Genomic DNA, 26,657 nt, shown 5'->3' with positions numbered 1-26,657 from the left:
CTCTTACAGAACAACCTGACCGCGTTGTTGCTGATACACCGCAATGATTTCCCCGGCAATCGCAACGGCGATTTCGGCAGGCAGTTTCCCTTTTACATCGGGCAGGCCCATGGGGCAGCGTAACCGCGCCAGCCGGTCTTCGGCAATGCCTTTGCCTTCCAGCCGGTAGCGAAAACGCTGACTTTTCGTTTGCGAACCGATCACGCCCACGTAGCGGAAATCACCGCGCCGCAGAATAGCCTCACACAGCGCAAGATCCAGCGGATGATGGTGCGTCATCACAATATAATAGCTCCCCGCCGCCGCCGCGGCCACGCAGTCCAGGGGATCGTCGGGCTGTTGCACGCTGACGCCGGGTGGCACAGAGGCAAACTGATTGTCCCGACCGTCAATCCAGTTAACGTGACAGGGTAACGTAGCCAGCAGGCTGACCAGAGCCTGCCCGACGTGGCCCGCGCCAAAAACCAGGATTTCCGGCTGCGCCTGCATCAACGGTTCAAACAGAATGGTGGTCATCCCTCCGCAGCACTGGCCTAACCGGGCGCCCAGGCTGTAGTCTTCGGTATGAGGACGACGCTCTCCACTTTCCAACAGCGCGCGCGCCTGCGCAATGCACTGAAACTCAAGATGGCCGCCACCGATGGTCAGAAAACTTTCGTTGGCCGTCACCACCATCTTCGCGCCGCCGTCACGCGGGACTGAACCCCGATCGCGCAACACGGTGACCAGCACGCAGTGTTGCCGCTTCTGGCGCAGGTCGTGCAAAATTGCTATCCAGTCATGATAAATCATGGGTGCCTCCCGCCATGCGCTGGACGCCCCAGAATACTCGCTCCGGCGTAGCGGGCGCGTCCAGCGCGGGATGCAGACGATAATCGGCGACGCTGGCTACCGCATCCTGTAACGCACACCAGGCGGCTATCCCCAGCATAAACGGCGGTTCACCCACGGCTTTGGAATGAAACACCGTGTCCTGCGGATTTTTGCGGTTTTCCACCAGCGTAACCCGCATATCGGCCGGTACGTCAGCAATCGCCGGGATTTTGTAGCTGGCGGGGCCGTCGGTCATCAACTGGCCCTTGTCATTCCAGACCAGTTCCTCACAGGTCAGCCAGCCCAGCCCCTGGACAAAGCCGCCCTCTACCTGGCCAATATCGATGGCCGGATTCAGAGACGCGCCCACGTCGTGCAGAATATCCGCCCGCAGCAGCCGGTATTCGCCCGTCAGCGTGTCCACAATGACTTCACAACAGGCCGCGCCATAGGCGAAGTAGTAAAAAGGTTCGCCGCGACCGGCCTGACGGTCGTAATGGATGCCGGGGACGCGATAATAGCCCGTCGCCGATAGCGGTACCTGATTCAGCCAGGCAAGCTGCGCGACCTGGGCGAAGGTGTAATAGTGCTCGGCAGCCCGAACGATACCGTTACTGAACATCACCGCCTCTGGCCCGCATCCGTGCAGCGTACACAGCATGGTTGTCATGCGCTCACGCAATATCTCGGCGGCATTTTGTGCCGCTTTGCCGTTGAGATCTGTGCCACTGGACGCCGCCGTGGGCGAAGTGTTAGGGACTTTCCCGGTATCGGTGGCGGTGATTTGAATACGATCGACCTCGATTTGCAGCACCTGCGCCACAATCTGCGCCACCTTGGTGTTAAGCCCCTGACCCATTTCCGTTCCGCCGTGGTTGAGCTGCACCGTGCCGTCGGTGTAGATCAGAATCAGCGCTCCGGCCTGATTGAGGAAGCTGGAGGTAAATGAAATGCCAAATTTAACCGGCGTCAGCGCCAGTCCACGTTTCAGTACGGGACTGCTGGCATTGAAGGCTGCGATCGCCGCGCGGCGCGCATCATAGTCACTGCTGGTTTGCAGTTGCGCCGTAATCTCATCCAGCAGGTTGTCTTTTACCTGCTGATGGTAATGGGTGATATTGCGTTCGTTCTTGCCGTAGTAGTTGCGTTTTCGCAGCGTAAGCGGATCCAGACCGCGCTCGCGGGCGATGTGATCCATGATCTGCTCAATCGCCACCATGCCCTGCGGCCCGCCAAAGCCGCGAAAAGCGGTATTTGACGCGGTATTGGTGCGACAGCGGTAGCCGGTGATACGCGCATCACCGAGATAGTAGGCGTTATCGGCATGAAACATGGCCCGATCCACTATCGATCCGCTCAGATCGAGCGAGTAGCCGCAGTTACCGGCAAGATCGATTTTCACCCCACACAACCGGCCATCGTCTTCAACGCCCACATCATAGCGCACGTAAAAAGGATGTCGCTTGCCGGTTATCCGCATGTCATCGCGTCGGGCCAGGCGCATTTTAACCGCCCGGCCGGTCAGGCCTGCCGCGACGGCGCACAGGCAGGCCACGCCCGCCGCCTGGGTTTCTTTACCGCCAAAACCGCCACCCATTCGGCGCATATCAATCGTGACCTTGTTCATGCTGATGCCCATGACCTCTGCCACCAGCTTTTGGACCTCCGTGGGGTTTTGCGTGGAGCAGAACACCTGCAGCGCGTCGTCCTCACCCGGGATCACCATGGCCGTCTGGGTTTCCAGATAGAAGTGTTCCTGCCCGCCAATATGAAACGCGCCCTGTATGCGGTGCGGCGCACGGGCCAGCGCCGCCTCTACGTCGCCGCGCTGGTGGATATGGGGCTCCTGCACAAAACTGCCCTGCAGCAGTGCCTGTTCTACATCCAGCAGCGCGGGCAATACCTCATACTCGATCACCGCCGCCATCGCGCCCTGTCGGGCCGCATCCGGCGAGTCGGCGAGCACGGCAATAATAATTTGCCCAACATATTCGACGCAGTCCTGAGCCAGCAGCGGGTCGCCGGGCTGCAGCGGGCCGACATCGTTGACGCCGGGCACGTCCTGCCAGGTGAGGACGCGGACGACGCCGGGAACGTCGTAGCACGGCTGGACATCAACGTGAGTGATACGGGCATGGGCATGATCGCTCAGGCGAGGACAGAGATGCAGCAGACCGGGCTGCTCCGCTTTGTCATCGATATATATCGCCTCGCCGGACACGTGTTTATCGGCGCTTTCATGCTTATTGCTGCGCCCCACGCCGCTGCTGATGTCGCGCGCATGAGCAATGGGTAATGCTGAATCGGGCAGAGCCGGACGATTATGGGACATAGCGGCTTACCTCAGTCAGGGACAATCCGTTGAGACGGTAAAAGTAACGGCGCAGCAGGTTGCTCGCCACCTGCAGGCGATAACCGGCGCTGGCGCGAAAGTCGCTGAGCGGCTCAAAGGTCTCTTCCAGCGCCTGACAGGCCGTGGCTATCGTTTGTGCGGTTAAGGCCGATCCAATCATGGCCTGCTCACAGCCTGTGGCGCGCAACGGCGTTGCCGCCATCCCGCCAAAGGCAATGTGTGCCGCTGTCACAATGCCGTTATCGGTTTGGATATTAAAAGCGGCAAACACGGCTGAAATGTCGTCATCCAGCCGTTTCGAGACCTTCCAGGCAACAAAATCAGGTGACACCGTCACTTTTGGAATGATGATGGTATGGATAAACTCACCGGGTTGCAGCACGGTCTGCCGGTAGCCGGTAAAAAACGCGCTGAGTGGCAAAGTGCGTTGCGTGTCGCCCTTCTGCAGCAGCAGAGAGGCGTTTAATGCCAGCAGCGTTGGCGATGCATCGCCAATCGGGGAAGCATTAGCAAGGTTACCGCCCAGTGTGCCAAGCTGGCGAATTTGCAGCGAGGCAAAACGCGTCAGCATCTCCGTTACTCCCGGAATGCGCGTCGCCATAAACGCTGCGATCTGGTCGAGCGAGGCGGCGGCACCTAAGTGATAGGATGCGTCGTCCTCATAACAGTGTTTCAGTGCATCCACCTGCCCCAGCGCAATCATCACTGGAATGCCCTGGTAGCGTTGGGTAATCAGCAGGCTCAGGTCCGTGCCGCCCGCCAGTAACGCGGCATCGGGGTGCGCGACACAGAGTGCAGCGAGCTGCGCGACGGTGGTGGGAAGGTAACAGTGACGGCCTTTGTCCTGAATTACCCGGACCTCCTGATTCTCCAGCGCGCGCAGGCGCTCAACCACGCCCTGCTCACAGCGATCAAAGCTGTCCGGCTGTGCCCGCGTCACCAACTGTTCGGCCGCCGCCATAATGGAACGATAACCGGTGCAGCGACACAGGTTGCCGGCCAGCGCATGCTCTGCCTGCTGCCGGTCCCAGTCGCTGTGATTTTTTTGCAAACTGAACAATGACATCACAAAGCCCGGCGTGCAGAAGCCACACTGCGAGCCATGACAGTCCACCATCGCCTGCTGAGCCGGATGCAGGGTTTTCCCCTCACGTAAATCTTCGACGGTGATGAGCTGCCTGCCCTGTAATCCACTGACCAGCATCAGGCAGCTGTTAACGGTCTGATAGTGCAACCTGCCGTCCACCACGCTCCCAAGCGTGACGCTACAGGCACCGCAGTCGCCGGACGCACAGCCCTCCTTGGTGCCACAGCGACGCTGATGCGTGCGCAGATAAGAGAGTACCGTCAGATTGGGATCGATACGTTCTTCTGTGACGAGCTGGTCGTTAAGCAGAAACTGAATCATGCGGCATTCTCCTTTGTGGTGGATTGCCAGACCGGTCGGCCGTTAACCCACGTCTCTACGATGTTTCTGTCATCACCCAGCGTCATCAAGACGAACAGTTTTTCCCAGATATCCTTGCAGTTCCCCATACGCAGCTTTTGCAGCGCCGATACGGCGGGATCCAGCACGACAAAGTCAGCTTCTTTACCTGGTGCAAAATTACCGATGTGCTGGTCAAGATCCAGCGCACGGGCCCCGCCCAGCGTGGCATGGTAAAAGGCTTCTGCAGCACTCAGCCTGTATTGCTGTAGCTGGCCGACCTTGTAAGCCTCGCCCAGCGTTTGCAGCATATTAAAGGTGGTTCCGGCGCCAACATCGGTGCCGATGCCCACTTTGATGCCCTGCTGCCAGCTGCGCTTGATATTAAACAGGCCGCTTCCCAAAAACAGGTTTGAGGTCGGGCAAAAGGCAATGGCGGAATCCGTATCGTGCAGACACTGCCATTCATGATTTTCCAGATGCAGGCAGTGTGCAAAGACGCTTCGCCGGCCGGTCAGCTGATAGTGGTGGTAAACGTCCAGATAGCCATTGCGTTCGGGAAACAGCGCGTTGACCCAGGCTACTTCCTGTGGGTTTTCGCTGAGGTGCGTGTGGAGCCAGACATCCGGGTAAGCCGTGCGCAGCGCCTGCACTTTCTTTAACAGGTCGGGTGACGAGGTGGGCGCAAAACGCGGCGTCAGGGCATAGCTCAGTCGGCCGCGGCCGTGCCAGCGCTCAATCAGATCGCGGGAATGTTGATAGCTTTCTTCCGGCGTTTCGGTGAGGTAATCAGGCGCATTGCGATCCATCATGACTTTACCGGCGATGATGCGCATCTCAAGCGCTTCGGCCGCGCTAAAAAGCGCCTCTACCGACTGCGGATGCACCGTGCCAAAAACCAACGCACTGGTGGTGCCGTTAGCCAGTAGCTGATGGAGAAAAAACGCTGACATTTGCGCGGCATGCTCGGCACAGCGGTACTGCCTCTCAACCGGAAACGTATACTGATTCAGCCATTCGAGAAGCTGCTCACCATAGGCGCCGATCATTTCTGTTTGCGGGTAATGAATGTGGCAGTCGACAAAACCCGGCAGGATCAGCTTACCGCGCAGATCGATAACGCGCTCTGCTGCCTGACTGCTGCTGACATCACACCAGGGATGCAAACCAACTACGCGGCCCTCACGCAGAATGAGCAGACCATCTTCGATATAACGCGCCTGAGACAGAATGGCCTCAGGCTCGTTCGCCACCGCGGCAAAATCAAAAAAACTGGCACGAATCGCCGTGTTCTGGCATGTAGACATATCGTTTCCTCTTACCGGGCGCCTGATGTTGTCGCCCTGTTCATCTCCTACTCTCTTTAAACACTCTGCAAGACGCATGCCAGATCAGAACCTGATAAATCACTTTATTATCAATAATTTATGAATATCATCCTGTTGCGCAACGCTTTCGCTGACAAAATCGCCACGCAATCGGTTGCTCATCCAACGCAATCGGTTGCCAGTAAAAATGCCCCCTGCCACGTTACCTTGCTGCCCCGTTCTCTGCACGATTTCGGGGCAGCGTGCGCTAAAAGCGCGCAAAAGCGCCTCCCCACGGAATTCAGCGGACACAGGCTAAAATGCCGTGATAAGGTGAGGAGACATCACGAAACTGGAAGAGGGAAAAGTGAGATGATTATTTTTGTTACGGGGGCCACAGCCGGTTTTGGCCAAAGCATTACCCGCCGATTCATCGAAACAGGTCACAAGGTGATTGCCAGTGGACGTCGTGCTGAACGCCTGAAGGCGCTGAAAACGGAGTTGGGTGAGAATCTGTATACCGTACAGTTAGATGTGCGTAACCGGGCATCGATTGAAGAGGCTATCACACAGCTGCCTGCCGAGTGGCGCAATATTGATGTCCTGGTGAATAACGCCGGTCTGGCGTTGGGCATCGAACCCGCGCACCGGGCAGATGTGAACGACTGGGAAAATATGATTGACACCAATACCAAAGGGCTGGTCTATATGACGCGCGCGGTTTTGCCTGCCATGGTAGAGCGTAACGTCGGTCACATTATCAACATTGGTTCGATTGCCGGCAGCTGGCCTTATGCCGGGGGCAACGTTTATGGCGCCACCAAAGCCTTTGTGCGCCAGTTCAGCCTTAACTTACGCACCGATTTACACGGTACGGCCCTGCGTGTGACCGATATTGAGCCGGGCCTGGTCGGCGGCACGGAGTTTTCTAACGTGCGCTTTAAAGGGGACGATGGCAAGGCCGAACAGGTCTACGAGGGCGCCACGGCCCTGACGCCTGAAGACGTTACCGAAGCCGTTTACTGGGTGGCCACGCTGCCGAAGCACGTCAACATCAATACGCTTGAGATGATGCCTGTCAGCCAGACGCTGGCAGGGCTGAAAGTGCATAAACCCTGACCGATAAGCCAGCCGCAAAGGCTGGCTTTTACGCTTTGCCCCATCCCGCTACGATAATCAGCATGCCGCTCAGCGCAATCAGCGCACCACTCCAGTCCCATGCGCTCAGCTTGACACCTTCGACCACGCGCAGCCAAAGCATGGCCGTCAGCACATAGACGCCGCCGTACGCCGCGTAAACCCGGCCGCTGGCCGCAGGATGTAAGGTCAGCAACCAGACAAATAACCCGAGGCTCAATGCGGCAGGCAACAACAGCCACATGGACGCCCCCTTCTTTAGCCACAGCCACGGCAGAAAACAGCCGATGATTTCCGCCAGCGCGGTGATAAAAAACAGCAGCGTGGTTTTAAGCAGCACAATAATCTCTCTGACAGGTAAACAACATGCACACAGCTGGTGAGCAAGTAATCGGCAATGGTATACTATTCTCATTTGATGCAATAGTTTTACCCAAGAGTAAAACAGTGTTAACCGAAGGATATTACGATGAAAAAATTGGTTCCGGTTCTGATGGTGGCCCTGCTTTCTGCCACCGCGATGCGTGTCAGTGCGAACACCGAACACGTGATTATTGAAAACGGCAGCAGCGCATTGAGCAACGAAGCGGCACGTCAGAGTAAAGAGCAGTGGAATGATACGCACATGCTGCGCAACAAAGTGAACAGCCGGGTTGAGAAAGAATTCGATAAAGCCGATCGCGCATTCGACACGCGCGACAAATGTGAACAGAGCGCTAATCTGAATGCCTATTGGGAACCCAATACGCTGCGCTGCTTAGACCGCCGCACGGGCCGCCCGGTATTGCCGTAAATTTCGGCTATAGTAATGACTGACGCATGACAAAAGGAAAGGGTTATGAAGATCAAGAGTGCATTACTGACAGCGACGTTTTTAGCCTTCCCCCTGCTGGCTCAGGCATCCTGCGAATCTGTAAAAGCGGATATCAGCCAGAAAATCATTCAAAACGGCGTGCCTGAATCAGGCTTTAGCCTGGATGTGGTCGCCAACGATCAGGTTGATCAGGCTGGCGGTCAGGTCGTCGGCCATTGTGATAACGACACACAGAAAATTGTTTATAAAAAGCTGGGCCGTGATGAGGGCGCCTCCGTGCCCGACAGCGCAGGCAGCTCGCAAGACTCCTCTACACAATAATGTTCAGGGCGACGATGATGTCGCCCTGTCTTTTCCTGCCTTTTGCTGGCCCTTCTCTGCCCATCACGCCTGAGGTTTCAGCGCACTATTCCGTTTGTTGCGGCTGCTGACGCGGCATCTTCCACGCCACCCACAGGGTGAGGAACGCAATGACCAGTGCCACAATAAAGACCCAATGTAGCGATGCGGCTATTGCCTGCAGCATAGGCTGAAGCACGTCCGGTGCCAGGCGGTCGCGCGTTTCCTGCGACATGATTTGCTGAACCGGATCCTGCGCATGGGGCAACCGCCATTGCAGGTTCAGGTTAAGCACCGCGCCCATCACCGCTGTCCCCAGCGCCGATCCAATCATACGGCTAAACATGACCGACGCTGTACAAATGCCTTGCACGTTAAAGTCGGCATGATTCTGGACAGATACCAGAAATGTCGTGCTGGTCATTCCCATGCCGGTTCCGATGACAAAGGCGGTAAATCCCGCCTGGAACAGCGTGCTTTCTGTGTGCAACAGCAGTAGCAAGGCGCTGCCGCCGATTAATAACAGTGCGCCCAGCTGCGCGGTAAAACGGTAGGAGGTCAACAGCATCAGACGGCCACTTAGCGTACTGGCCAGCGGCCAGCCGACAGACATCATAGCCAGCGCAGTCCCGGCCTGAAGCGGCGAACCGCCGGTCACGCCCTGAATCCAGGTCGGCAGAAAAGCGCTGACGCCCATCATGGTTGCACCAATGATGAAGTTGCCGAGATTGCCCGCGATAATCAGTGGGCTTTTCCACAGGCTGAGCGGGAACAGCGGCGAGCGGGTGCGCTGCTCATGACGGGTTAACTGCCAGCCAGCCACCAGGCCAATGGCTAAGAACAGCAGCAGCCAGTAGCCAAGCTGTTCAGCCTGCAGCAGCGCAATCAGAACGGCGCTGATACACAGCGTGAGCCAGCCGCTCCCGGTCAGATTCAAAGACTGGGAGGGTTGTGTCTGCGTATAGGCAGGCAGCAAGGCTGCCAGCATCAGCATGCTGATGATGCCGATCGGTACGTTGACCCAGAAGATGACGGACCAGCTAAAGTGCTGGACCAGCCAGGCACCGGACAGCGGACCGACAATCGCCGCAACGCCCCAGACGCTGGACAACCAGCCCTGCACGCTGGCGCGTTCCCGGGGGGAATAGATGTCTGCCACGATGGTGGAGCTCAGCGGCATGATCGCGCCCGCCCCCAGCCCCTGAAATGCCCGGAAGACAATCAGCCAGAGCATCGTGTGGGCGAAACCGCAGAGCACCGACCCGGTAAGGAAGATCGCGATGCCCAGAAACAGCATTTTTTTGCGGCCCCACAGGTCCGCCAGCCTGCCATAGAGCGGCACGCTCACCGCCTGGGTAAGGAGATAGACAGAGAAAACCCAGCCAAACTGCGAAAAACCGCCGAGATCGGCCACAATGGTGGGCATTGCGGTCGCCACAATCGTGACTTCAATCGCAGCCATAAACATGGCGAGCATACAGGCAAAGAGAATCCAGTGGCGACGGCGTGGTGCGGAGGTGCTGTTGGTCATGATGCTCCCTTTTTTGTTCCCTAAGGCTAGCGCATATTTCACCAGACAGGAACCGATTCAATCCAAATTGTGACACCGTCACTTAAAAAAGGCCTTTTCAGGTCGTTTCACTCTGAAACCTGTTGCTGTAAGGGCTGAGGCGTTTTTTGGCTCATGCTATCTTCCTGATTTTTCCGATAAAAGCTGGCGCGCTCCGCTTACCGCTGCTATAGAAATAAAGCGGTATTTTCCGCACTTGGTGAAATTACGCAGAAATTCACTGCGGTTTGCCGCATTTAGCGACCGGCATGGTTTTGGAAGGGGCGCTGACGATAGCCACTTTTGTCATGCTGGTTTAGGTAGCTATAACAACAGATCCGTAAACAGGGAGAAACCGTATGCATAACGCTTCACTGGCCAGGCGTGCCGGTCTGGCACTGCTGGCTGTGGTCGCAGTGGCAGGTGCGCTGGTATGGGGGCTTGGCTGGGATACGCTGGTCGCCCGCAAAGACGATCTGATTTACCTTGGACAGCAGCACCTGTTTCTGGTGTTTTGGTCGATGCTGTTCGCCCTGCTGGTCGGTATACCCAGCGGTATTCTACTCAGCCGCCCTTTTGCCCGGCGCTGGGCGGAATATGTCATGCAAATCTTTAACGTCGGTAATACACTGCCTCCTCTTGCCGTTCTGGCGCTGGCGATGGTTGTCATTGGCATTGGTGATAAGCCCGCCCTGGTCGCACTGTTTCTGGCATCACTGTTGCCTGTCGTCCGTAACACCTACTCCGGACTCAGCGCCGTACCGCCTTCGTTGATCGAAGCCGCGAACGGCATCGGCATGACCAAATGGCAGCGCTTGCGTCAGGTTGAGATTCCTAACGCCCTGCCGGTTATTCTTGCGGGCGTGCGCATTGCCACCGCCATTAACGTGGGCACCGCCCCGCTCGCCTTCCTGATTGGCGCCAGCAGCTTTGGCGAACTGATTTTCCCCGGCATTTATCTTAATGACTTCCCTGTGCTTATCCTGGGTGCCGTTGCTACGGCGCTGGTTGCACTGGTGCTGGATATGCTACTGGCGTCATTAGGGCGCTACCTTAGTCCGCACGCTGCGGCATAACGATAAGGGGTTTGTAATGCTAACGCGCTGGATTAAGAGCTCTACCCTGGCACTGGTGGCCTCAATGGCACTCAGCCAAAGCGTACAGGCGGCCACGCCGCTGGTGCTCGCGACAAAAAGCTTTACCGAGCAACATATTCTTTCGGCCATGACGGTTATGTGGCTGCAAAAGAAAGGCTTTGAGGTCATCCCGAAACGCAACATCGCCACCACCATCAGTCGTAATGCCATGATTAACAAGCAGATCGACATGACCTGGGAATATACCGGTACCTCACTGATCATCTTCAACCATATTAATAAACCGATGTCCTCCGAGGACGCCTATAAAACCGTGAAAAATCTGGACGGCAAACTGGGTCTTATCTGGCTCAATCCCGCCCCGATGAATAACACCTATGCCTTTGCCATGCAGCGCGCGCGCGCGGAAAAAGAAGGTATTTCGACCCTGTCGCAACTGGTGGCCAAAATGGATCAGGTGCGTAAAACAGATCCGAAACATAACTGGCGACTCGGGCTGGACCTGGAGTTTTATGGCCGTTCAGACGGCATGAAGCCACTGCAGAAGACCTACAACCTGACGCTCGACAGGCCACAGATTCGCCAGATGGATCCGGGGCTGGTCTATAACGCCGTGCGCGATGGTTTTGTGGATGCCGGCCTGATCTACACCACGGACGGGCGCGTGAAAGGTTTCGATCTCAAGGTACTGGAAGACGATAAACACTTTTTCCCCAGCTACAACGTGACGCCGGTTGTGCGTCAAGACGTGCTGGCGAGCCATCCCGGTCTTGAAGCCGCCCTGAATCAGCTTTCCCCGCTGATCACCGATGAGGCCATTACCGAGATGAACAAGCGCGTGGACATCGATCACCAGTCGCCTGAACAGGTGGCGCGCGATTTCCTTCAATCCAAAAACATGCTGTAAGGAGGCATCGTGGATACCCTTCATTACATCATTGATAACTGGAATAACCTGCTCACGCTGACCTGGCAACATACCTGGCTGGTGCTGGTTGCAGTAGGATGCGCGATTGTTATTGGCGTACCCCTTGGGATTTTAATTGTGCGCTTTAAATGGCTGGCCACGCCGGTGCTCGGCATTGCCACCGTTGTACTGACCATCCCGACGATTGCGTTGTTTGGCCTGATGATTCCGCTTTTCTCGCTGATTGGGAAAGGGATTGGTGCGCTACCGGCTATCACGGCGGTCTTCCTGTATTCATTACTGCCGATTGTGCGCAACACGCATACCGCATTGGAAAATCTGCCGGACGGCCTGCGTGAAGCGGGTCGTGGCATTGGCATGACGTTCTGGCAGCGCCTGCGTTGGGTTGAGATCCCAATGGCGCTTCCGGTGATTTTTGGTGGTATTCGCACCGCCGTGGTCATGAACGTTGGCGTGATGGCTATCGCGGCCGTGATTGGTGCTGGCGGGCTGGGCATGCTGCTGCTGGATGGCATTAGCGGCAGTGATATTCGTATGCTGATTGCCGGGGCGCTGATGATTTGCCTGCTGGCGATTGTTCTTGACTGGCTGCTGCACCGTTTGCAGCTGGCGCTGACTCCTAAGGGAATTCGATAATGATAAAACTTGAAAATCTGACGAAAACCTTCAGCCAGAAAAACGGCACGCTGATGAAAGCTGTGGACAATGTGAGTCTTGAGGTTCCTGCTGGCGAGATGTGCGTGCTGCTTGGGCCTTCGGGCTGTGGCAAAACCACCACGCTGAAAATGATTAACCGCTTAATTCCCTCTACCAGCGGGCGGATTCTCATCAATGGGGAAGACACCAGCACTCAGGATACCACCACCCTGCGTCGCAATATTGGTTACGTGATCCAGCAAATTGGTCTGTTCCCCAATATGACGATTGAAGAGAACATCACCGTGGTGCCACGCATGCTGGGCTGGGATAAAAAGCAGTGCCGCGAGCGGGCAACGGAGTTAATGAGCATGGTGGCGTTGGATCCGAATAAGTTTCTGCATCGCTACCCGCGTGAAATGTCCGGTGGACAACAGCAGCGCATTGGGGTGATTCGCGCGCTGGCGGCTGATCCGCCGGTACTGCTGATGGATGAGCCTTTCGGCGCGGTTGACCCAATTAACCGGGAAGTTATTCAGAATGAGTTTCTGGATATGCAGCGTCAGTTAAAGAAAACGGTGATGCTGGTCAGCCACGACATTGATGAAGCACTCAAACTTGGCGACCGCATCGCGGTCTTCGGCCAGGGCAAAATTGTCCAGTGCGCCAGCCCCGATGAGTTGCTGGCGACGCCGGCTAACGATTTTGTCGGCTCCTTTGTTGGCCAGGACCGTACGTTGAAACGTCTGCTGCTGGTACAGGCAGGCGACGTGACCGACCAACAGCCCACCATCACAGTAAAACGCTCGACGCCGTTAACGGAGGCTTTTGGCACCATGGACGAAAACGACATGCGTTCCATCACCGTGGTTGACGACGACGGCAAGCCGTTAGGATTTGTGAAACGCCGTGAGGCGCGTCACGCGAGCGGGCGCTGTGAAGAGATGCTGCATACGTTTAAAGTGACCGGCAAGGCAGAAGAAAACCTGCGTGTGGTCCTGTCGAAACTCTATGAACACAACACCGTCTGGATGCCGATTGTGGACGAAGATGGCCGTTACAGTGGCGAGATTTCCCAGGACTACATTGCTGATTATCTCAGCTCCGGGCGCACCCGTCGCCGCCTGAATCCATAATGAATCAGGGCCGCACGTTGGTTGCGGCCCACTTAATCCTGCCTCTCATTCCGTATCACTGTTGGTCAGTTATCTCTGATGAATGGCACCGACGCGCGCGTGGCGCCATCCTGCTCTGGTTCTCTCAGGCCATTTTTGTCCGGGCGTAGTGCAGGTTATCGCTATTCAGCAGGGAGATATCCAGATAACGGGACAGATCGCGCTGCTCTGCGCGGGGCAAATAAGGCAACTCACCGAGAAGCGGTGCCGTAATCTGTTCACGCAGGACGGAAATGATATCGGCATAGTGCGCCAGCCCCGGATTAATACGATTAGCCACCCATCCGGCCAGCGGCAATCCGTCGGCCTGGATCGCCTGAGCGGTCAGTAGCGCATGGCTGATACAACCTAACTTAATCCCGACCACTAAGATGACGGGCAGTTGCTGCTCGATCACCCAGGCCGACAGCGGCTGGGCATCGTTCATCAGGCTGCGCCAGCCCCCGGTGCCCTCGACCACCACGCGATCGGCAAGCTGATTGAGATGCTGAAGCCCCTGCGTGATTTTCGCATAATCGACCTTATTGGGCGGATAGCCGCAGATTTCTTCTTTCTCAAAAATGACCGGATTCACTGCCTGATAAGGCAGCGCAAGGGAAGAGGCGCTCTGCAAAAACAACCCATCCTTGTTTCTCAGGCCCTCTTCTGTTTTGACGCCCCAGCGGGCAACAGGTTTGTAGCCCGCAGCCCGCTCGTTCGCCTGGGTAAAACTTTGCAGCAGGGCGCGTGCGACCACGGTTTTCCCCACTTCGGTATCGGTTCCGGTAATAAATAGCGTTTTCACTCTACTTCTCCTTCACAAGCGGTGTCAGCTCACTGACGATTCGGCTTTCATGCGAATGATCATTCTAAGGAAGGAAAAGGGGGAGCAGATTGCGTTAGCGCAAGGTTAGTGTTGCTTAACCTTGCAGTAACTTAATTAACAGGTAGCCGCTGTAAAGCGAATCCTTGATCAACGCGGCGGCACCCAGCGTACCTGGCTCAGTAAATTCAGTGGGTGCAAGCTGAATCACTGCGCTGTATGCAGGTAAAGACTGCTGGTGAATGGTATTTTGTACTGCCGGAAAGAGAACATCTGCCGCCTGATTTAGCGGCGAACCGATAAGAATTTGTTGAGGATTAAAGATATTGACCATCATGCCGAGGATCCTGCCAACATGATGCCCCACTGTCGCTATGGCATCCCGCGCCAGCCTGTCGCCGCTCTGTGCTGCCTCACAAATGGCAGAAAGCGTTAAGGGCTGATGGTGTAACAGGCTGTCGGGCTGACCCGGAAGTCGGTGCGCAATCAGCGCCAGCAGGCTACCGGTACTGGCGACTGTTTCAAGACAGCCGTGATTGCCGCAGTAGCATTGCTGGCCGTAAGGATCGACCTGTGTGTGGCCGACTTCCACCAGCGCGCGTCCGCTTTTGTGCAACAGCTGACCGCCAGTGATCACGCCAGCCCCTACCGTTTCGTCGATCACAATCTGAATCACGTCCTGCGCACCGCGTGACGCACCAAACAGCGACTCGGCAAGCGTCCAGGCGGAGATATCGTGCTGGATAAATACCGGCAGGCCGGTTCGCGCCGCCAGGGTGCTGCCCAACGGCATATCATGGCAGGTATAGCCGGGTAGACGGTGCACCACACCGGATGCGGCATTAATCAGCCCCGGTAGGGTGATGGCAATGGCGGTCAGCCTTTCCAGCCGTTTCTGATGACGGATAAAAAACGCGTCAACATGGTCGGTCAAACGCGTCAGCAGCGGCTCCGTGGCGTCATCAATGAGCGGCAGGTTGTCTTCGACCAGCGCCCTGCTGCTGAGGTCACGCAAGGTCAGCGTCAATATGCCACGGTGCAGACGAATCGCCAGATAGTGCCAGGCGTCCGTATCAAGGATTAAACCAATCGCCGGACGGCCGCGAGCGCCCGGCTCCTGAAACTCGGTTTCCTGAACCAGGTGGGCATCCAGCATTTCCCGCACGATTTTGGTAATACTGGCAGGCGCCAGCTGGGCCCGTTTGGACAGTTCAATACGCGAGACTGGCCCATGCTGATCGATTAACCGGTAAACGACGCCAGCATTAATTTGTTTAATTTGGTCAATATGGCCAGGTTGACTGTCCGAACTCACACCCTGCTCCGGTTATTTTCGCGCTTCTAAATAAATATCCGCTATGGTGCGGCAGATTCACTTTTTGCGGCAAATATTTGCTTAGATATGTGATTTAACACACATAATTTTTCCGGCTTTGGCGGATAAATTGTCACTCACGGCGCAGTAACGCCATCATATGCGCCATCTGCGCACTCATTTCGCGTTCGCCCGACCAGACCAGCCACATCTCCGACTGCGCATCAGGCTCCTCCAGCGGTAACCACACCACGTTCGCCAGACGCGCGTGGCTGAAGGAGGCAGGCAAGATAGATACACCCAGCCCGGTCGCGACCAGTCCGAGAATAGTCATGGCCTCGCCCACTTCCTGGGTAATGTAGGGCCGGATCTGATAGCGCTGAAGCAAATCCAGGATTTCGCTGTACAGTGCCGTTCCCACCTGAGGATCAAAAAACACAAAGGGTTCCCGCGCCAGCGCCTGCAAGGTGATCCGCCCTGCCGTCGCCAGCGGATGGGCTTTATGCACCACGGCGCACAATGGCTCGCGCAGCAAAAGCTGATGATGCAAATCGGCGGGGAGCGGCGTGTTACGCATGACGCCGAGGTCCAGCTTGCCTTCATGCAGCGGAGCCAGCTGCTGACGGGTGTTAATTTCCTGCATCTGAACATGTACGTTGGGCCAGCGCTGGCGAAACACATAAAGCGCATCTGACATCACGCCAATAAAAGCCGCAGAGGAGGTAAATCCAATGCGCAGCTCTCCTTCTTCACCGCGATGCAGACGCGCGGCGCGCTGGGTTGCCTGCTCGACCTGTAACAGGATTGCCCGCGCATCCTGTAAAAACTGCGCGCCGGCCGGCGTAAGCTGCACGCTACGGTTGGTGCGGTTAAACAGCTGCGCGCCGGTTTCCGCTTCAAGCTGCATGATTTGCTGACTCAACGGCGGCTGGGAGATGTGTAAGCGCTGGGCTGCGCGACCAAAATGCAGCTCTTCCGCAACGGCAATAAAATAGCGCAGGTGACGCAGCTCAATATTCATAGGTTAAACGTCTTATTTAAGATGATTAATATATTAGACAACCTAATAGACCTTTTCTACAGTAACACTCTGTTTTTACTCATAAGGATCCCCCTGTGAATCGCTCTTCACCTGCGGTGCCGCTGGACAGCGATATGCCTGCGCAGTCTGAGGCTTCCTCGTCTGACTGGATTGTGCGCGGCACCCGGCCTTTTATGCGCGTCACGCTCGCCTTGTTTTCTGCCGGGCTGGCCACCTTTGCCCTGCTGTATTGCGTGCAGCCTATTCTGCCGGTGCTCTCTGCACAGTTTGGCATTTCTCCCGCCGCGAGCAGTATTTCGCTTTCCATTTCCACCGCCATGATGGCCCTGGGATTACTGGTGACAGGCCCGCTGTCCGATGCCATAGGACGGAAGTCCGTGATGGTAACGGCGCTCATGCTGGCCGCAATCTGTACCCTGCTCTCTGCCACTATGACCAGCTGGCACGGCATTTTACTGATGCGGGGCTTGATCGGCTTATCGCTGAGCGGTGTGGCCGCGGTGGGCATGACCTATCTGAGTGAAGAGATTCATCCCAGCGTGGTGGCCTTTTCGATGGGGCTGTACATCAGCGGAAACTCGATTGGCGGCATGAGCGGCCGCCTGATAAGCGGTGTATTAACTGACTTCTTTTCATGGCGCATAGCCATTGCGGCCATTGGCTGTTTTGCCCTCGCCGCTGCCCTGATGTTCTGGAAAATCTTACCGGAATCGCGCCATTTCCGTCCGGCCTCGCTGCGCCCGCGCCATCTGACCATAAACTTCCGTCTGCACTGGCGCGATGCGGGATTGCCGCTGCTGTTTGCCGAAGGCCTGCTGCTGATGGGCGCCTTTGTGACGCTGTTCAACTATATTGGCTATCGCCTGTTGGGCGCGCCGTGGCATTTAAGTCAGGCTGTGGTGGGCTTGCTGTCGGTGGTTTATCTGACCGGGTCATGGAGTTCCCCGAAAGCCGGCGCGTTAACCAGCCGGTTTGGGCGCGGCCCGGTTATGTTTGGCTCGACCTTTATTATGCTGATGGGGTTACTGCTGACGGCATTTAACGGTATCGTGCTGATCTTCATTGGTATGATGCTGTTTACGGCAGGATTTTTTGCTGCGCACTCCGTGGCGAGCGGCTGGATTGGCCCACGCGCTCGTCGGGCAAAAGGTCAGGCTTCTTCGCTCTATCTGTTCAGCTATTACGTCGGCTCAAGCGTGGCGGGTACGGCTGGCGGCTTTTTCTGGCATCAGTTTGGCTGGGGCGGCCTGACACTGTTTATCTCCGCTTTACTGCTGTTAGCGTTGTGGGTTGCCTGGCAGCTGCACCGCCGCAAACTCTAGCAAAACTTAATGAATATTCCGGGTGTTTGACTGCCCGGAATGCGGCCCGTACAAGAATTGTCCGTATTATCAGTATGATTGCCTAAAGCACGCGTTTCCCCGCTATAATCGGTTTGATCCCAAAGATTAATGTCATCTTTGAATTCACAGCAAGGGGGAGACCTAATGGCGCGATACTATTACGTCAACAAACAATCAGGCTACAACGATAATCACGTGGTTCATGCAAGCGGCTGTAAATATCTTCCGGATTTGGAAGGTCGGCTGTTTCTCGGCACATTTTATTCCGCAACCGCAGCCATTCAGCAGGCCCGTAAGTACTATCCCGGTTCATTAGGGTGCGATGCGTGTTGCCCGGTTGCCCCGGGTAAAAATGTGCACACTCAGGACAGTGTGGCGCTTAAACACGGTGTGGATTTCTGATTACGCAACGCCCGTTTGACGTCAGTATGGCGGTTGCTGGCCGCCATTCTCAGCCCAGCCCGTGTGCCGGTTATCCTCGCCTTCTCTGCCCCCGAGTCTGCTGTCTGCGGTTGGTCTGTCATCCCACAGAGTCGTCATTTCGTTAAGCTTTTTCATTTTTTTCCGTTATCTTAGAACCCTTACTTTTATACAGGGCTCTACCATGCGTAATAAATTCGCATCGTCTCAAATTGCGCTTCACTGGCTTACTGTTCTGCTGCTCATCATTGCCTATGCCACGATGGAGTTACGCGGCTATGTCGAGCGGGGTTCCTGGCAGCGCTTTGCGATGATGGTGACGCATTTCAGCGCCGGGGCGACGATTCTGGTGGTGATGCTGTCGCGATTACTGCTGAAACTCCGTCATCGTAGTCCCGCCATTGTTCCTCCGGTGCCGCGCTGGCAAACCGGGCTGGCTCACCTGACGCATACGCTGATTTATGCGCTTTTCATCACGCTTCCGGTGCTGGGACTGGCATCGCGTTATCTGAAAGGTCGCGAGTGGCAGTTATTTGGTATACCGATGCCGGTGGCGGCCGAACCTGACTTTGATCTGTCGGATACGCTGACCGACTGGCACGAAACGCTGGCCCCACTTGGCTACTGGCTGATTGGCTTACATGTGGCGGCGGCGCTGTTTCATCATTACGCCCTGAAGGACAATACGCTGCTGCGGATGATGCCCGGACAGCGTCATCGCGAGCCGTAAACGCCATACGGCCGTATCGGGCAAAAAAATTTCATCTTAATCTGCGCCTGGTGGTTCCACCCGGCGCGTAATTCCTCCACAATAACCGCTAAAGTGTGACACAGGTCACTATCATGGGGTGATCGCCCTGACTCCTTTTTGACGCACAGACTGATTTAACTTCTCATGCCATTAACAACTGTTTCCCGTAAAACGGCCTGGCTACGCGTGGTGCTGTTGGCCATCGCCGCTTTTGTGTTTAATACCACCGAATTTGTGCCGGTCGGTTTACTGTCCGATATTGCCGCAGGCTTTTCGATGAAAACGTCTGAAGTGGGCATTATGCTGACGATCTATGCCTGGGTGGTGGCCTTACTGTCACTGCCTTTGATGCTGCTGACGCGGAATATTGAACGCCGGCTCCTGTTAACGGTTCTGTTTATCGTCTTTATTGCCAGTCATGTGCTTTCTACGTTTGCGTGGAGTTTTACCTCCCTGATCGTATCCCGTGTGGGAATTGCGTTGTCCCATGCGGTGTTTTGGTCAATTACAGCATCGCTGGCAATTCGTGTTGCCCCCGCAGGTAAAAAAACCCAGGCACTCAGCATGCTGGCAACCGGCACCGCGCTGGCAATGGTTTTGGGCGTGCCGATTGGACGCGTGGTCGGTCAGGCGCTGGGCTGGCGCACAACGTTTGGCGTGATCGGGCTGTCCGCCCTGGTGCTGATGATTATGCTGGCGCGTATCCTGCCACGGTTGCCCAGCGAGCACACGGGTTCGCTTAGCAGCGTTCCCCTGCTGTTCCGCCGACCGGCGCTGGTCGGGATGTACCTGCTGGTGACGTTAATTGTGACCGCGCACTATACGGCCTACAGCTATATTGAGCCTTTTATGCAGCTCGTTGCTAATGCCAGCGAGGGGTTCACCACCTTACTGCTGCTGCTGTTCGGTTCGGCGGGCATTATTGGCAGCCTGTTATTCAGTTCGCTGGGGAAAAAATTCCCCTCTGCGTTGCTGATTGCCGCTATCGCGCTGGTGACGCTGTGCATGGGACTGTTAATCTTCGCCGCAGTCCGGCCCGGCGCGATCATCACCCTGTGCGTGGTCTGGGGAATGGCAATGATGATGATTGGCCTGGCGATGCAAATCCGCGTGCTGTCTTTAGCCTCGGACGCGACGGACGTCGCGATGTCATTGATGTCCGGTATTTATAATATCGGTATTGGTGCGGGCGCGCTATTAGGCAGCCAGGTCAGCGCTTACATGAGCCTGTCTGATGTGGGTAATGTGGGAGCGATCATCGGACTCGCGGCGCTGTTATGGTGTATTTATATTTTCAAACGTTATCCGCAACTGCGTTCCAACGGATGACAACAGCAGGCTTCGTGATGACGGAGCCTGCTCTGGTTTATTCCTCACAGACACAATGCGTGAAAACAGCCGCTCGGCTACCGGCACCGGGATCATGCCGCCGCGCGTTGGCGGTTATCTGCGTCATCGATCACGCCGCGTCACCAGCCTGCCCGACATTAGCCAGCACGAGTCTGTGAATTAAGGTCACAGACAACCCTAAACATTAAATAACGGAATACGCACCGCCCCCCGCGTTTTTAACGTCGTAACCTGAGACAGCGTATTGGCCGGTATAAAATTGGCACGTGTAAATTGGTTATTTAAGCCGCATCGTTAAGGTATAAAACATCTGGGAATTCGCTTGCTGTTAATAAGCTAAAAAAGTTCGTTAAATATCATTACCCTATTCTCAACACTTCCATTACCTATGTTTACCCCGTATAACGGAGAAAATCGTTAACGTCAGGTGTCATAATGACGAGGAAGTGGTTAACTCTATATTTGTCACGCAGCGTCAGCCGGGTCATGCTGGATGATATTCGGGCGATCTTGCCCACTGATGGGGTGAAAATTTTTCTCAATGACTTAGACGATGCCTGCCATGCCACAGTAGAATGTGTGCAGGCAGAGAATACCTGCGCGCTTGTGGCCTCGGCGATTGTTGTGTGGCGTCAACTGGGTCATATCCACACAATGATTTACACCAAAGGCGAGATACGGCGTGCGGTAAATGAGGCGACCCAGTTTGAACTGTTTACGTTGCTGAAGAACCATCACGCCGTGTTACGGCTGGCTTAATCCCTGAATAGACTCACAGGATAAACATGAGAATTGGTCTGTTGTTCCCCATTGCTATCATCGTGGCCGGCATCGGTTTTCTCGCCTGGTTCATCGGCAGCGGCCTGGCCATGCCGGGATCATAATTCAGCGAAGCTGGCTGTCTTTACTGCCGCGACGGTTGTAAAGGCTGGTTTCTTTTTGCTGCTTATCGATTTTTTCCTGACAGGTGACACAGTAGCGCACGCCTTTCAGTGCCTGACGGCGCGCCGCCGGTATCGGTTCGCCGCACAGTTCACATTCCGTGGCGCTTTCGCCCTGACCGATCGACTGGCGCACGCGTTCGATCCCGTCGTTAACGGTACTGTCGATCTGTTCCTGAACCGCCCCTTCTGAAGCCCAACCGTTCGCCATGTTATTTCCCTTCTGAACACCAAACACACTCTTAACTGTACAACATATCTGACATTTTGCAGGCAAGGCGGCACACGTCCCTGTGAGCCGCCGCATCATGGATTACGGCTTGATATCGACCTGATAAAAAATATGCTTGCCGAAGGGATCCACTTCATAACCGCTGACCGTCGTGCGTATCGGTTCATAAATGGTGGAGTGGGCAATCATGACGGCGGGCATCTGGTCATGCATGATCTGCTGCGCCTGCAGGTACATGTGAGTCCGTTTGCGCTGATCCGGTTCGGCCCGGGCTTGGGTGATCAGGGTTTCAAACGGCTGATAGCACCACTTTGATGAGTTTGAACCGCCTTTCGCCGCGGTGCAGGTATAGAGCGGTCCGAAAAAGTTATCCGGATCGCCCGTCGCCGTTGTCCAGCCCATCAGAGCAGCCTGATGTTCACCGTTGCGCACGCGTTTGAGGTATTCGCCCCATTCATAACTCACGATGTTGGCCTTGATGCCGACTTTTGCCCAGTCGGCCTGAATCATCTCCGCCATACGGCGCGCATTCGGATTATAGGGGCGCTGAACCGGCATCGCCCACAGCGCGATTTCCGTTCCCGGTTTCACACCCGCTTCGGCCAGCAGGGCTTTAGCCTTTTCCGGATCGTAATCGTAGTCTTTGAGATCCTTGTCTGCGCTCCAGACGCCAGGCGGAAGAATATTTTTGGCGACCGTGCCCGTGCCTTTAAAAATGGCCTCAATAATGGCGGGTTTGTTTATCGCCATGGCCAGCGCCTGACGGACTTTCACATTATCAGTGGGCGCTTTAGTGGTGTTGAATGCCAGAAAACCGGTATTCAGCCCTGCTGCCTGTTTGAGCGTGATCGCCTTATTCTGTCGCATTTTGTCCAGGTCGGCCGGATTAGGGAATGGCATCACCTGACACTCATTTTTTTCCAGTTTGGCGTAGCGCACGGCGGCATCCGGCGTGATGCTGAAAATCAGCCGATCCAGTTTGGCTTTCCCTTGCCAGTAGTCAGGAAACGCCTTATAGAGAATGCGTGAATCTTTTTGATACTGCACTAGCTGGAAAGGTCCGGTGCCTATCGGGTCCATATCCACCTTCTCTGGCGTGCCGGCCTTTAGCATCTTGTCCGCGTATTCCGCTGAATGGACAGAGGCAAAGTACCAGGCCAGGTCGGCCAAAAACGGCGACTCCGGATGGGCCAGGGTGAAGCGAACGGTGTGATCGTCGATGCGATCGATATGGGTGATAAGCGTCGCCAGCTGCAGGCTGTCGAAGTTGGAATAATTTCCACCAGAGACCGCATGATAGGGATTTTTGCTGTCCATTTGCCGCATAAACGAGAAGATTACATCATCTGCGTTGAAATCGCGGCTGGGCGTAAACTGCTTATTGCTCTGAAATTTGACGTTGTGCCGAAGATAAAAGGTATAAACCTTGCCGTCCGGGCTGATATCCCAACGTTCTGCCAGGCTGGGAATCAGTTCGGTCGTGCCCGGTTTGAAGTCCACCAGGCGATTGAATACCGGTACAGCACTGGCATCCACGCTGGTTCCCGAGGTGTAAAGTTGCGGATTAAAATTTTCAGGGGAGCCTTCGGAGCAGTACACCAGCGTTTTTGCATGGACGCCGCCCGCCAGAGCCACACCTGCAGTAAGCAGTGCCAGGGTCGTAAACCTGTTTCTCATTATTGTCCTCGCTTTCTGTTGACTTCCGTTAGTCTGAATATCTAAATGAATGATTTAGCGCTTTGATAGATAGCATGAATCACCACCATAGCGAACCCCGCAGTACGTCAACTAATAAGGATTAGTGATGACCGACAAACTTCAGGCGCAACTCATTACGCGTTTTTTTCGTTACCTGGCGGTAAGCAGCCAAAGTGATGCAAAGTCCAGCACCTTACCCAGCACCCCCAGCCAGCACGCGATGGCGCAGCTGCTGGCGGACGAATTACGCGACCTTGGCCTTGAGCAGGTTGTGATTGATGAACATGCCACGGTAACGGCGCTGAAACGAGGAAACTGCCCCGATGCGCCGCGCGTGGGGTTTATCACCCATATCGACACGGTTGACGTGGGGCTGTCCCCTGACATTCACCCGCAGATCCTCACCTGGCAGGGTGAAGACCTTTGTCTGAACCCACAGCAGGACATCTGGTTACGTCGGGATGCGCACCCGGAGATCGCGCCCTATATCGGCCAGCAGATTATTTTCAGCGACGGCACCAGCGTGCTGGGCGCCGATAACAAGGCGGCCGTGAGCGTCGTCATGACGCTGATGGAGAATTTACAGGGCAAACACGGCGACGTCGTGGTGGCGTTCGTGCCGGATGAGGAGATCGGGCTGCGCGGCGCGAAAGCGCTGGATCTTGAAACCCGTTTTAATGTGGATTTCGCCTGGACGATTGATTGCTGCGAGCTGGGCGAAGTCGTTTATGAGAACTTCAACGCGGCCGCAGCGGAAATCCGCTTTACCGGTGTGCCGGCGCATCCGATGTCGGGCAAGGGCGTGCTGGTCAATCCCTTACTGATGGCTCACGATTTTATCAGCCACTTCGACCGGCAGGCGACGCCGGAACATACCGAAGGTCGCGAAGGCTATATCTGGTTTAACGAGATGCAGGCCAACGCCAGCATTGCCACGCTTAACGCCTCGATTCGCGATTTTGATCTGGCAGGCTTTGCTGCACGCAAACAGCAGTTGCAGGCGGTCAGAGATATCATCGCCGCGCGCTATCCCACGGGCAAAGTTGAGCTAACCCTTCGCGATATTTACAGCAATATCAGCAATGCGATGGGTGAAGATCGTCGGGCGGTTGATCTGATTTTCGCCGCCCTGCAAGCGCTGGATATTGCGCCTAAGGTGATCCCCATGCGCGGCGGCACCGATGGCGCGGCTTTGTCGGCGAAAGGTCTGTTAACACCCAACTTCTTTACTGGCGCGCATAACTTCCATTCGCGCTTTGAGTTCCTGCCCGTGACCTCCTTTGTGAAGTCATACCAGGTGGCAGAGAAGCTGTGTTATCTGGCGGCGGAGTGATGGGATACAGGCAGTAAAAACCGCCTTCGCGATGAAGGCGGTGGTCAGATGCGGGTTTAGAAAGTTACCCAATCGCCGTTATCCGCCGACGCGGCTTTAGGCTGGAATGAGGTCGTTGGGCTGGCCGGCTGTGAGGGCGGCTTCCGCGTTGACGTCGGTGCCAGGGGCGCATCGCTGGACAGGCGGAACTGTGCGACAGAGGCCTGCAAGGCTTCCGTCTGCAGCGCCAGCGCACTGGCGGCGGCGGAGACTTCTTCCACCAGCGCGGCGTTTTGTTGGGTTACGCTGTCCATTTCCGTTACCGCCGTGCCAACCTGCGAAATGCCTTTGCTTTGTTCTTCTGAGGCGGCCGCGATTTGCTTCATGATCGCGTCAACATCCTGCACCGATTTCAGAATACCGCTCATGGTGCCGCCGGTCGTGCTGACCAGTTGCGCCCCCTTTTCCACGCGCTCAACGGAATCCGCAATCAGGCCAGCGATCTCTTTTGCCGCACCCGCACTACGCTGGGCCAGATTTCTGACCTCACTGGCCACAACGGCAAAGCCACGGCCCTGTTCCCCGGCGCGGGCGGCTTCTACTGCGGCGTTAAGCGCGAGGATATTGGTCTGGAACGCAATGCTGTTGATGACGTTAGTAATCTCTGCAATTTTCTTCGAACTGTCAGAGATTCCGTTCATCGTGGTGACCACTTCACCGACAAGACTACCGCCCTGTTTGGCCGTGATCGTTGCGGCTTCGGTCAGGGTACTGGCCTGACGCGCATTTTCCGCATTGAATTTCACGGTCGCCGTCAGTTGTTCCATACTGGCTGCGGTTTGCTCCAGCGCGGCAGCCTGCTCTTCCGTGCGTGAAGACAGATCGTTATTCCCAATCGAAATCTCAGCGGCTCCGCGTGAAATGTTTTCCGTGCCGCTACGAATCGCACTGACGGCTTCGCGCAGGCTGTCCTGCATGGCGCTCAGTAAGGGCACCAGTTTGCCGACGCAGTTACGGCCCATATCTTCAACCGGCTTGCTGAGATCGCCTTTGGCGATGACTGAAAAATGTTCGCGAATTTTTTCCAGCGGCTTAACCAACATTTTTACCAGATAACGGTCGGTAAACAGCAGAATCAGCAAGCCAATCACCACGGTGACTGAAATCAGGGTTTTGGTCATCGCGGTCATGCGATCGACTTCAACCCGCGTTTGACCCAGTTTGACACTTGCCACTTTATTGAAGTTTTCAGTACTGGCACCAAAGGCACGGCTCAGCGCGGGGGTGACGTCATTTGCCTGTTGGCGATAGCTGTCCAGCGAATCCTGGCGGGCACGCTGAAGCTGAACCGTCACGCCCTGGTCGAGCAGTTTTTGCCATTTATCAATAACGTCATTGGCAACGGCTGCATCCATTGGGCCGGGAGAGAGCTGTTTGAACAGGGTCAGTTGCTGAGACATACTGTCCAGTGCCTGCTGTACGGGCGCGAAAGCCTCATCGTTTTGCGCTGTGCCTGCCGCTTTTTTCTCCATGACGCGCGACAGGCGCGTAATCATACGAAAGTACTGATCGTTGCCCTTACTCAACGCGGTCATCTGCTCCACGATATGGCGATCGACATCGTTGCCGTCACTCAACGAATTGAGCGAATGAATACTGAACAGCCCGATTCCGCTCCACAGCAGGCAAAACAGCCCGAGTATTGTCAGCATTACCGCGCGAATTGTGAAATTTTTAAGCATACCCATACTGAAATCCCTTAAACGTTAACCCGTGACACCGGGCGTATGGGATATATCGGCAGAAAGGCCGAAAATGTAACAGCGCTGTTAAACTTTTTTATGCTGGTGCACTGCCTCCGCGACAGATCATCGTTC

Annotated in this window: 26 protein-coding genes; 14 read left to right on the top strand and 12 right to left on the bottom strand. The window is 55.7% G+C overall.

Annotated elements, in window-relative coordinates:
- Window positions 1–3 precede the first annotated feature (3 nt).
- The 4 genes from xdhC to guaD are packed head-to-tail and all read right to left on the bottom strand — an operon-like array spanning window position 4 to window position 5,899.
- Complete coding sequence (gene xdhC, locus PAGR_RS10970; protein ID WP_013025839.1) at window positions 4–792, bottom strand: xanthine dehydrogenase accessory protein XdhC; 789 nt, start codon at window positions 790–792, stop codon at window positions 4–6.
- Window positions 779–3,145: a xanthine dehydrogenase molybdopterin binding subunit gene (gene xdhB / locus PAGR_RS10965; RefSeq protein WP_014605792.1), complete on the bottom strand. Its 2,367-nt coding sequence runs from the start codon at window positions 3,143–3,145 to the stop codon at window positions 779–781. The genes xdhC and xdhB overlap by 14 nt, the downstream gene beginning before the upstream one ends.
- On the bottom strand, window positions 3,135–4,574 hold the full coding sequence (gene xdhA, locus PAGR_RS10960; protein ID WP_014605791.1) for a xanthine dehydrogenase small subunit: 1,440 nt from the start codon (window positions 4,572–4,574) through the stop codon (window positions 3,135–3,137). The genes xdhB and xdhA overlap by 11 nt, the downstream gene beginning before the upstream one ends.
- On the bottom strand, window positions 4,571–5,899 hold the full coding sequence (gene guaD, locus PAGR_RS10955; RefSeq protein WP_014605790.1) for a guanine deaminase: 1,329 nt from the start codon (window positions 5,897–5,899) through the stop codon (window positions 4,571–4,573). Before guaD ends, xdhA begins: the two co-directional genes overlap by 4 nt.
- A gap of 372 nt (window positions 5,900–6,271) precedes the next feature.
- On the opposite strand from guaD, the gene ydfG reads away from it, so the two are divergent.
- Window positions 6,272–7,018, top strand: coding sequence for a bifunctional NADP-dependent 3-hydroxy acid dehydrogenase/3-hydroxypropionate dehydrogenase YdfG (gene ydfG, locus PAGR_RS10950; RefSeq protein ID WP_014605789.1), 747 nt, complete (start codon window positions 6,272–6,274; stop codon window positions 7,016–7,018).
- A gap of 28 nt (window positions 7,019–7,046) precedes the next feature.
- On the opposite strand, the gene PAGR_RS10945 is transcribed toward ydfG, so the two are convergent.
- The gene (locus tag PAGR_RS10945; protein ID WP_028715174.1) at window positions 7,047–7,373 is read right to left on the bottom strand and encodes a YnfA family protein; all 327 of its coding nucleotides are present in this window, start codon (window positions 7,371–7,373) and stop codon (window positions 7,047–7,049) included.
- A gap of 132 nt (window positions 7,374–7,505) precedes the next feature.
- On the opposite strand from PAGR_RS10945, the gene PAGR_RS10940 reads away from it, so the two are divergent.
- Window positions 7,506–7,829: a DUF1283 family protein gene (locus tag PAGR_RS10940; RefSeq protein WP_013025844.1), complete on the top strand. Its 324-nt coding sequence runs from the start codon at window positions 7,506–7,508 to the stop codon at window positions 7,827–7,829.
- 45 nt (window positions 7,830–7,874) lie between these two features.
- The gene (locus PAGR_RS10935; RefSeq protein ID WP_013025845.1) at window positions 7,875–8,171 is read left to right on the top strand and encodes a DUF1161 domain-containing protein; all 297 of its coding nucleotides are present in this window, start codon (window positions 7,875–7,877) and stop codon (window positions 8,169–8,171) included.
- 85 nt (window positions 8,172–8,256) lie between these two features.
- On the opposite strand, the gene PAGR_RS10930 is transcribed toward PAGR_RS10935, so the two are convergent.
- Window positions 8,257–9,720: an MDR family MFS transporter gene (locus PAGR_RS10930; protein WP_014605787.1), complete on the bottom strand. Its 1,464-nt coding sequence runs from the start codon at window positions 9,718–9,720 to the stop codon at window positions 8,257–8,259.
- A 377-nt stretch (window positions 9,721–10,097) separates the two neighbouring features.
- Between PAGR_RS10930 and PAGR_RS10925 the strand changes: the two genes are divergently transcribed.
- The 4 genes from PAGR_RS10925 (at window position 10,098) to osmV (ending at window position 13,535) form a co-directional block, all read left to right on the top strand.
- Complete coding sequence (locus PAGR_RS10925) at window positions 10,098–10,814, top strand: ABC transporter permease (protein ID WP_013025847.1); 717 nt, start codon at window positions 10,098–10,100, stop codon at window positions 10,812–10,814.
- A 64-nt stretch (window positions 10,815–10,878) separates the two neighbouring features.
- On the top strand, window positions 10,879–11,742 hold the full coding sequence (locus tag PAGR_RS10920; RefSeq protein ID WP_227008738.1) for a glycine betaine ABC transporter substrate-binding protein: 864 nt from the start codon (window positions 10,879–10,881) through the stop codon (window positions 11,740–11,742).
- Between the two features lie 9 nt (window positions 11,743–11,751).
- Window positions 11,752–12,399 carry an osmoprotectant ABC transporter permease OsmW gene (osmW, locus tag PAGR_RS10915; RefSeq protein WP_013025849.1) on the top strand — a complete coding sequence of 216 codons (648 nt, stop codon included), beginning with the start codon at window positions 11,752–11,754 and terminating at the stop codon, window positions 12,397–12,399.
- Window positions 12,399–13,535, top strand: a complete 1,137-nt coding sequence (gene osmV, locus PAGR_RS10910; RefSeq protein ID WP_013025850.1) for an osmoprotectant ABC transporter ATP-binding protein OsmV — start codon at window positions 12,399–12,401, stop codon at window positions 13,533–13,535. The genes osmW and osmV overlap by 1 nt, the downstream gene beginning before the upstream one ends.
- 124 nt (window positions 13,536–13,659) lie before the next feature.
- Here the strand turns inward: osmV and bioD are convergent, their stop codons facing one another.
- The 3 genes from bioD to PAGR_RS10895 form a co-directional block, all read right to left on the bottom strand.
- The gene (bioD, locus tag PAGR_RS10905) at window positions 13,660–14,358 is read right to left on the bottom strand and encodes a dethiobiotin synthase (RefSeq protein WP_014605785.1); all 699 of its coding nucleotides are present in this window, start codon (window positions 14,356–14,358) and stop codon (window positions 13,660–13,662) included.
- A gap of 115 nt (window positions 14,359–14,473) precedes the next feature.
- The gene (mlc, locus tag PAGR_RS10900) at window positions 14,474–15,691 is read right to left on the bottom strand and encodes a sugar metabolism global transcriptional regulator Mlc (protein WP_014605784.1); all 1,218 of its coding nucleotides are present in this window, start codon (window positions 15,689–15,691) and stop codon (window positions 14,474–14,476) included.
- Window positions 15,692–15,824: 133 nt separating this feature from the next.
- A complete protein-coding gene (locus tag PAGR_RS10895; RefSeq protein ID WP_014593769.1) occupies window positions 15,825–16,712 on the bottom strand; it encodes a LysR family transcriptional regulator in 888 nt (295 codons plus the stop codon).
- Window positions 16,713–16,807: 95 nt separating this feature from the next.
- Here PAGR_RS10895 and ynfM point away from each other — a divergent pair, with 95 nt between their 5' ends.
- From ynfM to PAGR_RS23680, 6 genes are all read left to right on the top strand, one after another.
- On the top strand, window positions 16,808–18,055 hold the full coding sequence (gene ynfM, locus PAGR_RS10890; RefSeq protein ID WP_014605783.1) for a multidrug efflux MFS transporter YnfM/SxtP(Kp): 1,248 nt from the start codon (window positions 16,808–16,810) through the stop codon (window positions 18,053–18,055).
- 165 nt (window positions 18,056–18,220) lie between these two features.
- A complete protein-coding gene (locus tag PAGR_RS10885) occupies window positions 18,221–18,478 on the top strand; it encodes a hypothetical protein (RefSeq protein WP_014605782.1) in 258 nt (85 codons plus the stop codon).
- A 202-nt stretch (window positions 18,479–18,680) separates the two neighbouring features.
- A complete protein-coding gene (cybB, locus tag PAGR_RS10880; RefSeq protein ID WP_014593771.1) occupies window positions 18,681–19,226 on the top strand; it encodes a cytochrome b561 in 546 nt (181 codons plus the stop codon).
- A gap of 165 nt (window positions 19,227–19,391) precedes the next feature.
- On the top strand, window positions 19,392–20,576 hold the full coding sequence (locus PAGR_RS10875) for a sugar transporter (RefSeq protein ID WP_014605781.1): 1,185 nt from the start codon (window positions 19,392–19,394) through the stop codon (window positions 20,574–20,576).
- A gap of 456 nt (window positions 20,577–21,032) precedes the next feature.
- Window positions 21,033–21,356 (top strand): hypothetical protein, encoded by a 324-nt coding sequence (locus PAGR_RS10870; RefSeq protein WP_013025858.1) that lies wholly within the window; start codon window positions 21,033–21,035, stop codon window positions 21,354–21,356.
- 26 nt (window positions 21,357–21,382) lie between these two features.
- On the top strand, window positions 21,383–21,481 hold the full coding sequence (locus PAGR_RS23680) for a YoaK family small membrane protein (RefSeq protein WP_015700245.1): 99 nt from the start codon (window positions 21,383–21,385) through the stop codon (window positions 21,479–21,481).
- A 1-nt stretch (window position 21,482) separates the two neighbouring features.
- Here the strand turns inward: PAGR_RS23680 and PAGR_RS10865 are convergent, their stop codons facing one another.
- On the bottom strand, window positions 21,483–21,749 hold the full coding sequence (locus PAGR_RS10865) for a DksA/TraR family C4-type zinc finger protein (protein WP_014605780.1): 267 nt from the start codon (window positions 21,747–21,749) through the stop codon (window positions 21,483–21,485).
- Between the two features lie 102 nt (window positions 21,750–21,851).
- A complete protein-coding gene (locus tag PAGR_RS10860; RefSeq protein ID WP_014605779.1) occupies window positions 21,852–23,447 on the bottom strand; it encodes an ABC transporter substrate-binding protein in 1,596 nt (531 codons plus the stop codon).
- Window positions 23,448–23,574: 127 nt separating this feature from the next.
- Between PAGR_RS10860 and pepT the strand changes: the two genes are divergently transcribed.
- On the top strand, window positions 23,575–24,801 hold the full coding sequence (gene pepT / locus PAGR_RS10855; RefSeq protein ID WP_014605778.1) for a peptidase T: 1,227 nt from the start codon (window positions 23,575–23,577) through the stop codon (window positions 24,799–24,801).
- Between the two features lie 56 nt (window positions 24,802–24,857).
- Here pepT and PAGR_RS10850 read toward each other — a convergent pair whose 3' ends face one another.
- Window positions 24,858–26,528: a methyl-accepting chemotaxis protein gene (locus tag PAGR_RS10850; protein ID WP_013025862.1), complete on the bottom strand. Its 1,671-nt coding sequence runs from the start codon at window positions 26,526–26,528 to the stop codon at window positions 24,858–24,860.
- Window positions 26,529–26,657 lie beyond the last annotated feature (129 nt).

This window comes from Pantoea ananatis PA13, assembly GCF_000233595.1.
Classification (GTDB): Bacteria; Pseudomonadota; Gammaproteobacteria; order Enterobacterales; family Enterobacteriaceae; genus Pantoea; species Pantoea ananatis.
Note: the sequence above shows the minus strand (reverse complement) of the source record. Positions and strands in the feature narration are given on the sequence as shown.